General features: G+C 73.0%; 15 protein-coding genes. 6 read left to right on the top strand and 9 right to left on the bottom strand.

Translation table 11 applies throughout. The features are described 5' to 3' along the window. Window positions 1–632 precede the first annotated feature (632 nt). Complete coding sequence (locus ACEPPI_RS31540; RefSeq protein WP_373918668.1) at window positions 633–1,631, top strand: ScbA/BarX family gamma-butyrolactone biosynthesis protein; 999 nt, start codon at window positions 633–635, stop codon at window positions 1,629–1,631. A 10-nt stretch (window positions 1,632–1,641) separates the two neighbouring features. Here the strand turns inward: ACEPPI_RS31540 and ACEPPI_RS31535 are convergent, their stop codons facing one another. Next, window positions 1,642–2,490 carry an SDR family oxidoreductase gene (locus ACEPPI_RS31535; protein ID WP_373918667.1) on the bottom strand — a complete coding sequence of 283 codons (849 nt, stop codon included), beginning with the start codon at window positions 2,488–2,490 and terminating at the stop codon, window positions 1,642–1,644. A 142-nt stretch (window positions 2,491–2,632) separates the two neighbouring features. On the opposite strand from ACEPPI_RS31535, the gene ACEPPI_RS31530 reads away from it, so the two are divergent. Beyond that, window positions 2,633–3,307, top strand: coding sequence for a ScbR family autoregulator-binding transcription factor (locus ACEPPI_RS31530; protein WP_373918666.1), 675 nt, complete (start codon window positions 2,633–2,635; stop codon window positions 3,305–3,307). Here ACEPPI_RS31530 and ACEPPI_RS31525 read toward each other — a convergent pair. Then, window positions 3,280–4,797 carry an FAD-dependent monooxygenase gene (locus ACEPPI_RS31525; protein ID WP_373918665.1) on the bottom strand — a complete coding sequence of 506 codons (1,518 nt, stop codon included), beginning with the start codon at window positions 4,795–4,797 and terminating at the stop codon, window positions 3,280–3,282. The genes ACEPPI_RS31530 and ACEPPI_RS31525 overlap by 28 nt on opposite strands. Before the next feature lie 84 nt (window positions 4,798–4,881). On the opposite strand from ACEPPI_RS31525, the gene ACEPPI_RS31520 reads away from it, so the two are divergent. Next, window positions 4,882–5,355, top strand: coding sequence for a GNAT family N-acetyltransferase (locus ACEPPI_RS31520; protein ID WP_373918664.1), 474 nt, complete (start codon window positions 4,882–4,884; stop codon window positions 5,353–5,355). Window positions 5,356–5,369: 14 nt separating this feature from the next. Here ACEPPI_RS31520 and ACEPPI_RS31515 read toward each other — a convergent pair whose 3' ends face one another. Both ACEPPI_RS31515 and ACEPPI_RS31510 read right to left on the bottom strand, forming a co-directional pair. Then, complete coding sequence (locus ACEPPI_RS31515) at window positions 5,370–6,362, bottom strand: AraC family transcriptional regulator (protein ID WP_373918663.1); 993 nt, start codon at window positions 6,360–6,362, stop codon at window positions 5,370–5,372. A gap of 29 nt (window positions 6,363–6,391) precedes the next feature. Continuing rightward, complete coding sequence (locus ACEPPI_RS31510; protein WP_373918662.1) at window positions 6,392–7,237, bottom strand: NmrA family transcriptional regulator; 846 nt, start codon at window positions 7,235–7,237, stop codon at window positions 6,392–6,394. A 117-nt stretch (window positions 7,238–7,354) separates the two neighbouring features. On the opposite strand from ACEPPI_RS31510, the gene ACEPPI_RS31505 reads away from it, so the two are divergent. From ACEPPI_RS31505 to ACEPPI_RS31495, 3 genes are all read left to right on the top strand, one after another. Beyond that, window positions 7,355–8,152 carry an alpha/beta fold hydrolase gene (locus tag ACEPPI_RS31505; protein WP_373918661.1) on the top strand — a complete coding sequence of 266 codons (798 nt, stop codon included), beginning with the start codon at window positions 7,355–7,357 and terminating at the stop codon, window positions 8,150–8,152. Window positions 8,153–8,217: 65 nt separating this feature from the next. After that, the gene (locus tag ACEPPI_RS31500; protein WP_373918660.1) at window positions 8,218–8,721 is read left to right on the top strand and encodes an FBP domain-containing protein; all 504 of its coding nucleotides are present in this window, start codon (window positions 8,218–8,220) and stop codon (window positions 8,719–8,721) included. A gap of 31 nt (window positions 8,722–8,752) precedes the next feature. Beyond that, a complete protein-coding gene (locus ACEPPI_RS31495) occupies window positions 8,753–9,298 on the top strand; it encodes a flavoprotein (RefSeq protein ID WP_373918659.1) in 546 nt (181 codons plus the stop codon). Window positions 9,299–9,317: 19 nt separating this feature from the next. Here ACEPPI_RS31495 and ACEPPI_RS31490 read toward each other — a convergent pair whose 3' ends face one another. The 5 genes from ACEPPI_RS31490 to ACEPPI_RS31470 all read right to left on the bottom strand — a co-directional run bounded on the left by ACEPPI_RS31490 (window position 9,318) and on the right by ACEPPI_RS31470 (window position 13,742). Then, a complete protein-coding gene (locus ACEPPI_RS31490) occupies window positions 9,318–9,818 on the bottom strand; it encodes a DinB family protein (RefSeq protein ID WP_373918658.1) in 501 nt (166 codons plus the stop codon). Window positions 9,819–9,860: 42 nt separating this feature from the next. Beyond that, on the bottom strand, window positions 9,861–11,045 hold the full coding sequence (locus ACEPPI_RS31485) for an epoxide hydrolase family protein (protein ID WP_373918657.1): 1,185 nt from the start codon (window positions 11,043–11,045) through the stop codon (window positions 9,861–9,863). Between the two features lie 63 nt (window positions 11,046–11,108). Beyond that, on the bottom strand, window positions 11,109–11,930 hold the full coding sequence (locus tag ACEPPI_RS31480) for a BTAD domain-containing putative transcriptional regulator (protein WP_373918656.1): 822 nt from the start codon (window positions 11,928–11,930) through the stop codon (window positions 11,109–11,111). A 165-nt stretch (window positions 11,931–12,095) separates the two neighbouring features. Beyond that, window positions 12,096–12,821 (bottom strand): ScbR family autoregulator-binding transcription factor, encoded by a 726-nt coding sequence (locus tag ACEPPI_RS31475; RefSeq protein WP_373918655.1) that lies wholly within the window; start codon window positions 12,819–12,821, stop codon window positions 12,096–12,098. Window positions 12,822–12,869: 48 nt separating this feature from the next. Next, window positions 12,870–13,742: a BTAD domain-containing putative transcriptional regulator gene (locus ACEPPI_RS31470; protein WP_373918654.1), complete on the bottom strand. Its 873-nt coding sequence runs from the start codon at window positions 13,740–13,742 to the stop codon at window positions 12,870–12,872. Window positions 13,743–13,794 lie beyond the last annotated feature (52 nt).

Genomic DNA, 13,794 nt, shown 5'->3' with positions numbered 1-13,794 from the left:
CCGCCGCGCCGCCCCCCTGGCGGCCGGTGGCCGGAGCGGCGGCGGGCGGGCTCCGCCGAACGCCCCCGCGCGGCAGCGGCATATGCAGGAATCTTCACGTGGGCAAATGGTGAACAGAACCCGTGGGGCGGCGCACCCCGCCCGCGCCCCATCCGTCGGCCGCACCGCGCCGCCCGCGTCGGCGGCGCATCGCCCCCGGAACCCGCGCACCTCCCCTGTACTGCGGGGGTCCGCGCACGGAGGGCTTCGCGAGTCACCCACCCCGACCCCCTGCCGGCCCCATGGGGAGCGACCGGCGCGCAGGGGGCGGGGAGCCCGCCCGAGGTCCGCGCGCAAACCGGGGCTCCCTATGCGAATCGGCCATTCTTCGTCCCCGGGGGTTCACCGGACGTCCGACAACCGGTCCACGCGCCCCGAGGGGCCCCCTTGAGATGCTTCAGTGCGAGCGGCGGGGACCCGACGCCGGATGAGGGGTGGCGGCACGAACGTCAGGGGGAGGCACAAGTTGCCGGAATCCCACCTTCCGTATTTTTCATGGCCAAGGGTCGCGATCCCTCTGGATAAAAAACCGGTTGGTATATATTTTTCTCGCAGTCACACCTGTAACCGGCCAGCGCTGCCTAGGGGGAACAATGAGCGCGAGCACGTTTCAAGTCGAGCGCACAGCGGGCTACGAACCGGCGTGGCGGACGGCCGCCCCTCCGCTCGGACAACGAGGTAACCGCTTCACCTCGCTTACCTCCACCGTCCCGAAGGAATTAGTGCACCGAGCCTCGGTCGCCGAAGTCCTTCTCACCGACTGGGAACGCGTCGACCACAGCCGATTCGCCGTCAGCGCGCAGTGGCCCCGCTCCCACAGCTTCTTCACGCCCATCGCGGGCACCTACCACGACCCCCTCATGTGCGTCGAAACGATTCGGCAGATCGGCAGCCTGCTGGGCCACGCCGAATTCGGGGTCCCTTTCGGCCAGCACTTCCTGCTGTGGGACCTCAGCGTCACCGTCGTCCCCGAACACCTCCAGGTCAGCAGGACCCCCGCCTCCCTCGACATCGACGTCAGCTGCACCGAGGTGAGACGTCGCAACGGTGACCTGGGCGGCCTGAACTACGAGGCCGTGGTCCACCGCGCCGGCCACGTCGTCGCGACGGGACGCGTCTCCTACACCTGCACCACTCCCGCCGTGTACCGGCGCATACGCCCGCCGCACACCCTGCTGCCCGGCCACAAGCCGTTGCCCCTGACCGCTCCCGTCGCACCGCAGAGCGTGGGACGGGTCTCGCCCACCGACGTGGTCCTGTCCCCCACCGGCACACCGGACCGCTGGCAGCTGCGGGTGGACTCCCTCCACCCCATCCTCTTCGACCACCCGGTGGACCACGTTCCGGGCATGGTGCTGCTGGAGGCGGCCCGCCAGGCCGCATCGGCCGCACTGGGCCGCTCCTCCCTCCTGCCGCTCAACATCTCCGGCGATTTCAAGCGCTACGCCGAACTCGACGTGCCGTGCTTCATCGAGGCCGAGCGCCTGCACGACGGCGCACCCGGAGGGGAGGAGACGGTGGTCGTGACGGGCCACCAGGACGGCCATCTCGTCTTCGGTTCCACCGTGACGGCGGCTCCGTACATCGGCTGACGGATGCCCCTCAGTGCGGCCCGAAGGCCGCCAGGTGCTCCCCGACCCACTGCCGGAACGAACGGGCCTGCCTGCCCACGACGTCCTGAACCGTACTCCCCACCCCGGCCTTGGCCCCGGCACGCTGCCGCTCGGCGCTCTGCAGCAGTGCCTCCGCCACGGCCGCCGGATACCGCGCCCCCCACACCGCGCGGGCCTGCTCCGGATCCCACTCCTCGAACCGCAGCGGACGGCCCAACAGGGCGGACAGCTGGGCCGTCTGCTCCACCGCCGAGAGCGGCTCGGGTCCGGTCAGGGTGTGCGCGCGCCCGGTGTGTCCCGGCTCGCCGAACGCCCGCACGGCCACCTCCGCGATGTCCCCCGGGTCGACGCACGCGTTCGGCGACGTCCCGTACAGGCCCCGCACGACACCCTCCGCACGTACCGGACCCGCCCAGGAGAGGGCGTTGGACATGAAGGAACGCGGGCGCAGCAGCGTCCACTCCATCCCCGATCCCCGCAGGACCTCCTCGTTCTCCCGCTGCCAGCGGGTGATGAGGTCATCGGCCCGGCCGTCCTCGACGGCGGCCGCGGAAAGCTTCACCACGTGCCGCACCCCGGCCGACCGCGCGGCCGCCAGGAACCGCGCGTCGTCGTCACGGCCGACGCGGCTGGTCACCAGGAAGGCGGTGTCCACCCCCCGCACGGCCCGGTCGAGCGAAGCGGGGTCGTCGTAGTCCCCGTGGACGGCCTCGACCCTCGCCGGCCCGGCCACGACACGTTCCGGTTGCCTCGCCATGGCCCTGACCGCCTTGCCCGAACCGATGCGGCGCAGTACCTCCCGTCCCACCGTGCCGGTGGCCCCCGTCACGAGAATCATGGTGCTTCCTTCCGGTCATGTACGCGCCCTCCGGCGCGTACGGGGTTGGCGTGAGAGTTACCCGCTGTAAGATACGTACGGGACGGACGGTTTGCATCAGAGCTTCCGACGCTCCGAGAATCCTGTGAGGGAAGGAGCCACAGTGGCTGAGCAAATTCGAGCCATCCGCACACGCCAGGCGATCCTCGGCGCGGCGGCCAAGATCTTCGAGGAACGCGGCTACCAGGCGGCCACCATCTCCGAGATCCTTTCGGAGGCGGGAGTGACCAAGGGAGCCCTGTACTTCCACTTCCAGTCCAAGGAGGACCTGGCCTTCGGCGTGCTCAACGCGCAGAACCAGAGCCTCGTCGTCCCCGACCGCGCGATCAAGATGCAGGGGATCGTGGACATCGTCATGCTGCACACCTACCGCCTGCAGACGGACCCGATGGTCCGCGCGGGCGTGCGGCTGACGATGGACCAACTGGCACAGGGCCTCGACCGCAGCGGACCCTTCCTCGCCTGGGCCGTCCCGATGCGCGAGGGCCTGGAGAGGGCCCAGAGCCAGGGCGAACTGCTCCCCCAGATCGATCCGACCGAGACCGCCGACGTCATCGTCGGCACCTACGCCGGCATCCAGTCCATGTCGCAGGCCCTCACCGAGTACGAGGACCTCGTGATCAGGGTCACCGCGCTCATGCGCCACCTGCTGCCGAGCATCGTGCAGTCCTCCGTCCTCACCTCCCTCCACCTCGGCGAGAACCGCGGGGCCGAGGTCTACGCCGAGGCCGTCCGGGCCATGGAGATCTCTCAGGCCCGCGAAGACCTCGCCAGCTGATCCGTACCGCCGACGGCCGCGCGCACCCGCGGCCCGAAGTACCAGGACAGGGCGTCGGCCGGCGGGCCGCCGTCCTGTGACCAGGCGATGTGGCCGTCGGGACGCACCAGCAGCGCCTCGTACGGCATCGCGGGGGTCGGCGACGCGTGCACCACGCACAGGGTGTCCGACCACGGACGCGCCTCTTCCCCGTAGCGCTCGGCCCGCTCGCCGAAGAGGAGGAGGAGCGGGCTCCCCTCCCGCAGGAGCCCGATCAGGTCCGTCTCCCCCGCCCGCGTGACGATCCGCGCGTTCGGCGGGAAGCGTCCCTCGGACCCGCAGGGCCGGTCCGTGTGGGCGGGCAGCACCGTCCCCTGGCCACTGATCATGTCGCTGAGTCGCGCGGTGTCCCGGTCCGCGGTCAGGAGCCCGGTGAACACCTCGCGCAGCGCGTCGACCTCGGCCCCCTGCCGCATCAGCGCGAGCTGGGCCCGCGTGTTGTCGACGACCCCCCGCGCCGCCGGCCTGCGTTCGAGGTCGTAGGTGTCCAGCAGGCCCGCACCCGCCGTGCCGCACACCGCGAGGGCCAGTTTCCAGCCGAGGTTGAGGGCGTCCAGCACCCCCGTGCTGAGCCCCTGGCCGCCGATGGGGAAGTGCAGGTGCGCCGCGTCGCCCACCAGGAAGACGCGTTCCGCGCGGAAGGTGCGGGCCAGGCGCGTGAAGTCGCTGAACCGGCTGATCCACCGGGCCCCCTCCATCGCGACCTCGCGCCCGGCGATCCGGGACACCTCGCGCTGGAGCTCCCGCGGCGACGGCGGCGTCTTTCGGCCCGTGTGGGCGCCGGAGCAGTCGACGGTACGGATGTGCGTGTCGCCCGCGGGCGTCCGCTTGGAGACGATCCAGCCGCGCGGAGTCCGCAGCCACCCCTGCTCCAGGTCGCCGGGGTCCCGCAGCCGTGCCAGGCCCACCAGGGCGGACACCGTGGCGGGAGTGGCGTCGGAGTCGATGCCCCCCAGGTCGCGGACCGTACTGCGGGCCCCGTCCGCCCCGACGACGTAGGCGGCGGAACAGGTGGCCGTCCCCTGCGGCCCCTCGACGGTGAGCCGCACGGCGCCGTCCCGCTGCGTGAGACCCGTGACCCGGTGCTCCCGCAGGACCCGCGCGCCCGCCGCCAGCGCCCGCCCCTCGAACCATCGCTCAAGCTCGGCCTGGGGGCGCTTGAGGATCGGCTCCGGCTCGGTCTCGGGCACGGTGATGACCAGTTCGTGGATGCCGGCGAAGTGGAAGCGGCCCGCGGCCGTACCGGCGGACGCCGGTGCCACGTCCGGCGGGAGGTGCCCGCGCCGGGCCAGGCTCTGTACCGCGCGGGCGTGGAGGGTGGTGGCCTTGGGCCGCTCGTCGACCTCCGCCCGCGCCTCCAGTACCAGCGTGTCGACCCCGTACCCGGCCAGCTCGGCCGCGACCAGCAGGCCGACCGGCCCTCCGCCGACGACCACCACTTCAGCGTGCACGCCGTCCCCCTCTTCCTCATCCGGCGAGGAGAAAATATACCGGCTGCCCCGTTCTTTTCAATGACCGGACCGTAGGATCACCGCATGATCAGCTCGATGCTCCGCCTGGTACCGGTCACCCCGGCCAACTTCGAGGCCGTGTGTGCCGTGCGGGTACACCCGCGCCAGGAACACCTCGTCTCCCCCGTCCAGAAGTCGCTCGCCGAGGCCTACGTCCACGGGGACACCGCCTGGCCTCGGGCCCTGGTCGACGGCGACGAGGTCGTCGGCTTCGTCATGGCCTTCCTCGACATCGTCTGGAACCCGGCGAAGGACCCCGAACACCGCCGTTCCGGCCTGTGGCGCCTGAACATCGCGGCCGGCCACCAGGGCAAGGGGTACGGCAGCTTCGCGGTGGGGGCGGTCCTCGAAGAACTCCGCCGGCGCGGCGCCGAGCAGGCGTACGTCACCTGGGACACCGGCGAGGGCACCCCCGAGCCCTTCTACGCGGGCCTCGGCTTCCGCCGGACCGGCGAGCTCAGCGGCGACCAGCCCGTCGGCGTGCTGGACCTGGCGTAGCGGCCCCCGGTCCGTCAGGTCAGCACCACCGTGGCCGAAGCCCCCGCGGGCACCGGCGCGGTGCCCGCTCGGAACTCCTGCGGGCTGACCCCGCGCACCCGTTTGAAGGCCGTCGACAGCGCGAACGCGCTCCCGTAGCCGACCCGGCGGGCCACCGTCGCCACCGTGGCCTCCGGCTCGCGCAGCAGGTCGGCGGCGAGGGCGAGCCGCCAGCCCGTCAGGTACGCGACCGGCGGCTCCCCGACGAGCGCGGTAAACCGGCGGGCCAGCACGGCCCGCGACACCCCCGTCCGCCGGGCGAGTTCCGCCACGGTCCAGCCGTGCGCGGGGTCCTCGTGCAGCAGCCGCAGCGCGACCCCGACGACCGGATCACCCTGCGCCCGGTGCCAGGACGGCGCCCCCGAACCGGGAGCGGCGAGCCACGCCCGCAGCACGCCGATCAGCAACAGGTCCAACAGCCGGTCCAGCACCAGCTCCTGGCCGGGCTCGTCACGGGCCGTCTCGGAGGCCAGCAGCCCGATCAGGGTGGCGTCGGCCGCCCCGGCGGGGCGGACCAGCACCGTCGGGAGCGTGCCCAGCAGCCGCCGCCCGACCTCGCCCGGGGCCTGGTACGTGCCGCTCAGCACCACCGCCGCCCCCGGCTCCGCCCGGGCGTCGCCCCAGGTCCGCACGCCCTGCGCCAGGGCGTCCGTGAGGTCCTCGCCCGTCTCCGTGCTGCACCGCTGGTCCGGCCCCACCACGATCTGCCCGGTGGCGGCGGCGGGGGTGTCCGGGCTGTCGGCGAGCCCGTACGGCGCGGGCCCCCGTACCACCGCCACGTCGCCGGGGCCGATCGGGACCGGCTCAGCGTCCTCGGGCAGCAGCCAGGCCGCCCCGCTCACCAAGGCGATCACCGACAGCGGGGCCCGGTCCTCCACCCGCAGGGACCAGGGCGGGTTGAGGACGGACTTGAGGATGAAGGCTCCGCGGGCCTTGGGCCCGTCCAGCAGGCCGGTCAGCGTGTCCATGCCCCCATCCTTCCTCCCCGTCGCGCCGCTCAGACGTCCCAGACCCCGGTCGCCGCCACCTCGCGGGCGTACTCGGCGAAGTCCTTCGCCTCCCGACCCAGCACCTCGCGCACCCCGTCGACCAGATGCGCGTTGCGTCCGTCCAGGATCACGGTGAACAGCTCCACGAACTCCTCGGGCAGACCGTTCTCGCGCAGCACCGCCCGGTACTCCTCCGCCGAGACGGGCACGTACGCGATCTCGCGTCCGGTCGCCTTCGACAGCTCCTGCGCCACGTCGGCGAGGGAGAGCAGGCGCGGTCCGGACAGTTCGTAGGTCCGGCCGACGTGCCGGTCGTCGGTGAGCGCCGCCACCACCACGTCGGCGATGTCCCCGGCGTCGACGAAGGGTTCGACGGCGTCGGCGACCGGCAGGGCGATCTCCCCCGCCCGTACGGAGTCCAGGAAGAAGCTCTCGTCGAAGTTCTGGTCGAACCAGCTGGCGCGGACGACCGTCCACTCGGCGCCCGGCACCTTCAGCCGGTTCTCGCAGAGCTCGGCGGACTCCTCGCCGCGGCCGGACAGCAACACCAGCCTGCGGGCCCCCGCGGCCACCGCCGCCCCGGCCAGGGCGCCGATCAGGTCGGGCGCACCTGGCACGGAGAGGTCGGGCTGGAAGGTCACGTACACCCGGTGCACCCCCTCCAGCGCGGCCGCCCACCCGGCGGGGTCGTCCCAGTCGAAGGCCGGCTCCCCCACGCGCGACCCGACCCGTACCGCGTCCCCCCGGTCCCGCAGCCGCTCCACGACCCGCCGTCCGGTCTTGCCGCGGCCCCCGATCACCAGGGTCAGCGCCGGACGTCCCGCGTTCTCGTTCACGTTCTCGTTCTTCGTCATGCACCCAGTCAACCGCCGCCCGCCGAGACGGAACATGGCCCAGAAACTCACTTCCATGTGCGAGCGTCTCGCCGCAAACGGGTCGACACCGCCCACGAAAAGCCTGATCATCCTCTGATGACCTGGACCGAACGCATCGTCATCCGGGACGGCGTACGCCTGTCCTGCCGCGACCGGGGCGGCAGCGGCTCCCCCGTTCTCCTCCTGCACGGCCTCGCCGGCCACGCTGGCGAGTTCGACGCCGCCGCGGACCACCTGTCCGCCCGCCACCGCGTCGTCGCCCTCGACCAGCGCGGTCACGGCGCCTCCGAGCGCCGCCCGGCCGACGTCTCCCGCGAGGCCCACGTCGCGGACGTGCTCGCCGTCGCCGCGCGGCTCGGCCTCGACCGCCCCGTCCTGGTCGGCCAGTCCCTGGGCGGGCACACCGCGATGCTGACCGCCGCCGCCCACCCCCACCTGGTCCGCGCCCTCGTCCTGGTCGACGCCGGTCCGGCCGCCGCCGCCCCGGACACCCCCGCCACGATCGACGAGGGCCTCGGCTCCTGGCCCCTGCCCTTCCCCTCCCTCGACGCGGCCCGGGAGTTCCTCGGCAGCGACGCCTGGGCCGCGGGCCTGGAGCGCCGCCACGACGGCTGGTACCCGCGCTTCGACCGGGACGTCATGGTCGCCACGATCACCCCCGTCACCACCCGCCCCTGGTGGCCCGAGTGGCAGCGCGTCGCCTGCCCCGCCCTCGTCGTCCTGGGCGAGCGGGGCATCGTCCCGACCGCCGAATCCGCCGAGATGCTGCGCCTCGCCGGCCCGGACACCACCCTGGTCTCTGTCCCCGGCTCCGGCCACGACGTCCACCTCGACCGCCCCGAGGTCCTGCACTCCCTGCTCTCCGGCTTCCTGGACGCCCTCCCCCGCACCTGACCCCGGCCCGCCCCCGCGCAAACCCGGGTGCGCGGCCCCCACACCGGGTATTAGGGTCGACTCCCGTGGAACCGCTCAGCGAGATACAGATCCGCTCATCCTTCGTGAACTGCACCAAGGGCGAGGCCGCACGGCTGCGCCTGCCGCTGGACTTCGCCGAACTGCCCTGGCAGGACCTCGACTTCCTCGGCTGGGTCGACCCCGGCGCACCGCTGCGCGCCCACCTCGTGGTGCCCCGGGAGGGGGGTCCGGTCGGGATCTCCCTGCGCGTGCCCTCCGTGGGCCGCACCAGCGCCCTCAAGTCCAGCCTCTGCCAGATCTGCCTGACGGGCCACGCCTCCTCCGGAGTCACCCTGCTCGCCGCACCCCTCGCGGGTGCCCGCGGCCGCGAGGGCAACACCGTCGGCACCTACATCTGCGCCGACCTCGCCTGCTCCCTGTACGTACGCGGCAAGCGCGTGCCGAAGCTGCGCACCACGCGGTACGAGGAGTCGCTGACCCTGGACGAGCGCCTCGCGCGGATGCGGGGGAACCTCGACGCCTTCACTTCCAAGATCACCGCGGGCTGAACCCGCGCGCGGAATGTGATCACATGACCGTATGACGAGGACTCTCTACCTGCTCTGCTCCGCCGCCCCGCCCGTGTTCGACGTGGCCCACGTGATCGAGGACGCGCAGTCGCGCGGCTGGAACGTGTGCCTGGGCCTGACCCCGGCGGCGGCGCAATGGGTGTCCGGGAGCCTCGACGGTCTCGCCGCACTGACCGGCAACCCGGTGCGCTGGCAGTACAAGATGCCCGGGGATCCCGATGTGTGGCCGCCCGCGGACGCCCTGCTGTTCGCCCCCGCCACCTTCAACTCGGTCAACGCGTGGGCCCTCGGCCTCACCGACCGCGTCATCGTCGGCATCGCCGCCGAGGCACTCGGCAAGGGCACCCCGGTCGTCGCCGTACCGTGTCTGAACGCCGCCCTCGCCGCGCACCCGCAGTTCGAGCAGTCCCTGACGGTCCTGCGCGGCGCGGGCGCCGAACTGCTCTACGGCGAGGGCGGTTTCGTCCCCGGCCCGGCCGGCCCCGACGCCCCGCCCCACTTCCCGTGGCAGGCCGCGCTCGACGCCGTGTACCGGACCGGCACCGACCGGATCTGATCCGCCGCCGCGCCGGCCGCTACTCCCCGGTGACCCCGTCGATCGCCTCGCGCAGCAGGTCGGCGTGCCCGTTGTGCCGGGCGTACTCCTCGATCATGTGGGCCAGGACGTAACGCAGGGAGTACGCCCCGTGGAACCCCGGCACGTCGAGGGAGGCCGCGGCCTCCACCACGGCCCGCGACCGCGCGCAGGTCTCCTCCCAGATCGCGAAGGACCGCGCCGGATCCGCGTCCTCCACGTGGAACTCGGTCCACTCGCCGGCCTCGTTCCGGGGGAAGTATCCGCGCACGTCCTCGCCGCCCACCACATTGCGGAACCAGCCGCGTTCGACCTCGGCCAGGTGCCGCACCAGCCCGAGCAGGCTCAACCCGGACGGCGCGACGGCCCTGCGCCGCAGCTGCTCGTCGGTGAGGCCCGCGCACTTCATCATCAGGGTGTCGCGCTGGCGCTGCAGGAGGCTGGTGAGGGTGGTGCGTTCGTCACCGTCCAGGACGGCCGGGGTCCGCTGTTCGTCGTTCATCGTCGGATGATCACACCTGCGCCGCTCCCCGCCCGCACGTTTTCACATGCCGGACGCGGCCCGGTCCCGGAAGAAGCTCCTGATGTCCCCCACCAGCAGCTCCGGCACCTCCATCGCGGGAAAGTGGCCGCCCCGGTCGTACGAGGTCCAGCGCACGACGGTGTCGGTGCGCGCGGCGACGTGCCGCAGCGGGATGAAGTTGTCCCGGGGGAAGTCCGCGAGGGCGGTCGGGGTGGCCGACGCCTCGGGCGGCTGCCCGTAGTAGTCGGCGTGCGCCCGCTCCCAGTAGATCCGGGCGGCGGAACCGGCGGTGCCGGTCAGCCAGTACAGCATCACGTTGGTCAGCATCTGGTCCCGGTCCACCGGGCAGCGCGGGTCCGCCCACTCCGTGAACTTCTCCCCGATCCAGGCGAGCAGTCCGGTGGGCGAATCGTTCAGCGCGTACGCGAGGGTCTGCGGCCGGGTCGCCTGGATGTCGGCGTAGCCCTGCCGTTCCCGCGCCCAGACGCGGTACCGCTCCCAGGAGGCCCACGTCCGCTCCCGCTCGGCGGGGCTCAGTGCGGCCAGTTCGGCCTCCGTGGGCTCGGCGGTGGCCCCCGCTCCGGGCAGCAGGTTCAGGTGGACGCCGCACACCCGACCGGGCAGCAGCCGGCCCAGCTCCCGCGAGACTGCCGCGCCCCAGTCCCCGCCCTGGACCCCGTACGTCCCGTACCCGAGCCGCTCCATCAGTACCCCGAAGGCCCGCGCGACGCGTTTGAACTCCCAGCCCGGCGAGTCCGTGGGCCCGGACGGGCCGAAGCCGGGGATGCTCGGCAGCACGAGGTGGAAGGCGTCGGCCGGGTCCCCGCCGTGCGCCCGCGGATCCGTCAGCGGGCCCGCGACCTTCTGGAACTCCACGAACGAGCCGGGCCAGCCGTGCGTCATCAGCAGGGGCGTGGCCTCCGGTTCGGGCGAGCGGACGTGCGCGAAGTGCACGCGCGCGCCGTCGATGACGGTGGTGAACTGCGGCCACTCGTTCAGGCGCGCCTCGGCGGCCCGCCAGTCGTACTCCTCGCGCCAGTAGCGCACGAGCTCGCGCATCTCGCCCAGCGGTATCCCGTAGGCCCACCCGGCCCCGTCCACTTCGTCGGGCCACCGCACCCGGCGCAGCCGCCCGTCGAGGTCGTCGAGCTCCGCCTGCGCCACGTCCAGCCGGAACGGCGTCAGTCCCTCACCGAGATCGTCCATCCCCCCACCCTGCCAGCCCGCCCGGCAGGTCCGGGTGACGGGGTGCGGCGACTCCGTCGGGGGTCAGGCCGCGTAGAGGTCGAAGGTCGAGCCGCGCTTGGGGCCCGCCGCCACGTCCAGGGCCGGGTCGACCGTCAGCATCGCCTGGTGCAGCCGCTGCAACTGCGGCGACGGTTCGACGCCCAGGTCGCCGATCAGCCGTTGCCGCAGCCGCCGGTACACGTCCAGCGCCGTCGCCTGCCGCCCGGACCGGTACAGCGCCACCATCAGCTGGGAGTGCAGACCCTCGTGCTGGGGCTGTCGCGCGGTCAGCTCGGTCAGTTCGGCGAGGAGTTCGGTGTGCCGCCCGAGCCGCAGGTCGACGTCGATGCGCCGCTCCACCGCGACCAGCCGGCTCGCCTCCAGCCGCAGCACCTCGATCTCCAGGACGGGTCCCACCCGTACGTCGACCAGCGCGGGCCCCCGCCACAGCGCGAGTCCCTCGCGCAGCAGGTCCGCCGCGGCGCGGTCGTCCCCGGCCTCGAAGGCGCCCTGCCCCCGGCCCACGAGGCTCTCGTAGGCGTTCACGTCGACGGACTCCGGCGGCACCTGAAGCAGGTAGCCACCGTGCCGGGTCGTGAGGACTTCCTTGGCGCCGCCGGGCCGGCCCGGCCCCATCGCGGTGCCCAGCCTGCGGCGCAGCTGGAGGATGTACGTCTGGAGGGTGGTCAGCGCGCTGGCGGGCAGGTCCTGGCCCCAGATCTCCTCCATGAGGGTCGGCACGGGCATCACCCGCCCGGGGTGCAGCGCGAGGAGGGCCAGGATCTGCCGCGGCTTGGCCGCCGTCGGCACGATCGAGTCCCCGTCGACCTCGGCATTCAACGGACCCAGGATCCGGATCTTCACGGTCTCCCCCTTCGTGGTTCCTCGCATCGCCCGATACCGCCGGGCTCCGGCCGGACCCCGCTTCCCACACACCGTGCGGGTCCGCCCGCACGGCACGGCCCCCGGAACCCGACGGACCCGTAAGACCCACCGGACCCACCGGACCCACAAGACCTGTCAGACCCGTCAGACCCCGCTGCCGAGGAACTCGTAGGCGCACACCCCGCCGCTCTCGGGCACCTCGCGGGCGTCCGTCCGGTACTCGCCCGTCCGCGCCCATCCCACCAGGCTCGGCAGCAACAGCCCCCACAGGGCGGCCACCTTGCGGCGCAGCTCTCCGTAGGACAGCCCGGTTCCCGACAGCACCTCGATGCCGCAGACGGCCGCCGCCACCAGTGCCTCGGCGCTCTCCCACCGCTCGGTGGGCGAGAGCCCGTCGCCCTCGGCGCCGCCGTCGCCGGTCCCGTCGGCCGGTCCGCCGAGGGGCAGTTCCCCGGTGTCCCGCGCCAGCCGCAACAGGTCGGACACCGTCGCCAGCCACGCGCCCTGGAAGTCCTGCTGCGCCGACTGGTGCCCGCCGCACTCCTTGGTGATCCGGAAACTCGCCGGGATCGCCGGTTCCTCGTGCAGCGTCCGCGCCAGCCAGTGGGTCGCGTCGATCAGCGCCTGCAGGGGTGATGCGCCGCTCTCGTTCAGCCCGCGCACCGCCTCGCGCAGCAGGCGGCAGCCCCGCCGTTGCACGGCTTCCGCGAGCTCGTCCTTCGAGGCGAAGTGGAAGTACAGCGCTCCCTTCGTCACCCCGGCCGCGCCCGCGATCTCGCCGAGCGTCGCGTTGGCGTATCCGCTGCGGTGGAACAACTCGGCCCCGGCGAAGACCAACCGCCTACGGGTCCGCTCCGACCTCTCCTGCACCGCTCCGTCTCCCTTCCGCTCCGCCCCGCCCCGCTCCGGTGCCCGGACTCAGGCGCGTACGAGCCGGTCCGTCCGCAGGCCGGTCCCGGCCACCGCGCCCACCGCCGTGGCCGTCCCCGTCGTCTTGCCCGGGCTCCCGCTCTCCGGGCCCGCCATCAGGATCGACCGCTGCAACCGGCGCAGCGCGGTGGACGGCTCCAGGCCCAGGTCCCGTACGAGCGTGGCCCGCAGCCGCTGGTACACGTCGAGTGCCTCGCCGCGCCGCCCCGAGCGGTGCAGGGCGATCATGAACTGCCCGTGCAGGTTCTCGTGCGTGCGGTACCGGCTCACCAGCACCGTCAGCTCCGCCAGCAGTTCCCGGTGGCGGCCCAGCTTCAGGTCGGCCTCGATGCGCTGGTCGAGGGCGCACAGCCGGATCTCGTCCAGCCGCCGCGTCTCCATGTCGAGCTGCACTCCGCCGTGCACGTCGGCGAAGGCGGGTCCGGACCACAGGGCGAGCGCCTCGCGCAGCCGCTGGGCGGCGACCGGGAAGTCCCCGGCGTCCATGGCCCGGTAGCCCAGTGCCGCCAGCCGGTCGAACTCCCGCACGTCGCTGGTCCCGCCACCGCTGTTCAGCAGGTAGCCGCCGGGAAGCGTGACGAGCACGTCCTTCGCCGTCCGTGACCCGTCGTCCTGTCCCTCGCCCTCCTCCAGAGCGGTCGCGATCAGCGCGCGCAGCTGGAGGACGTACGTCTGCAGCGTCGTACGGGCGCTGCGCGGCGGTACCGCGCCCCACAGTTCCTCGATCAGCGCCGACACCGGCACGACCTGGTCGGCATGGAGGGCCAGGAGGGCCAGGACCTGGCGGGGCTTGGGGGCGGTCGGCGTGATGGAGATCCCGTTCTCCCGCACGGCGAGTGCGCCCAGTACATCGATGTCCACGTCGTACTCCCCTGTCCTTGGATGAGTCGCAAGAGTCAGTAGAAAACAGGCC

Origin of the sequence: Streptomyces sp. AB3(2024) (assembly GCF_041862025.1) — a bacterium.
Classification (GTDB): Bacteria; Actinomycetota; Actinomycetes; order Streptomycetales; family Streptomycetaceae; genus Streptomyces.
Note: the sequence above shows the minus strand (reverse complement) of the source record. Positions and strands in the feature narration are given on the sequence as shown.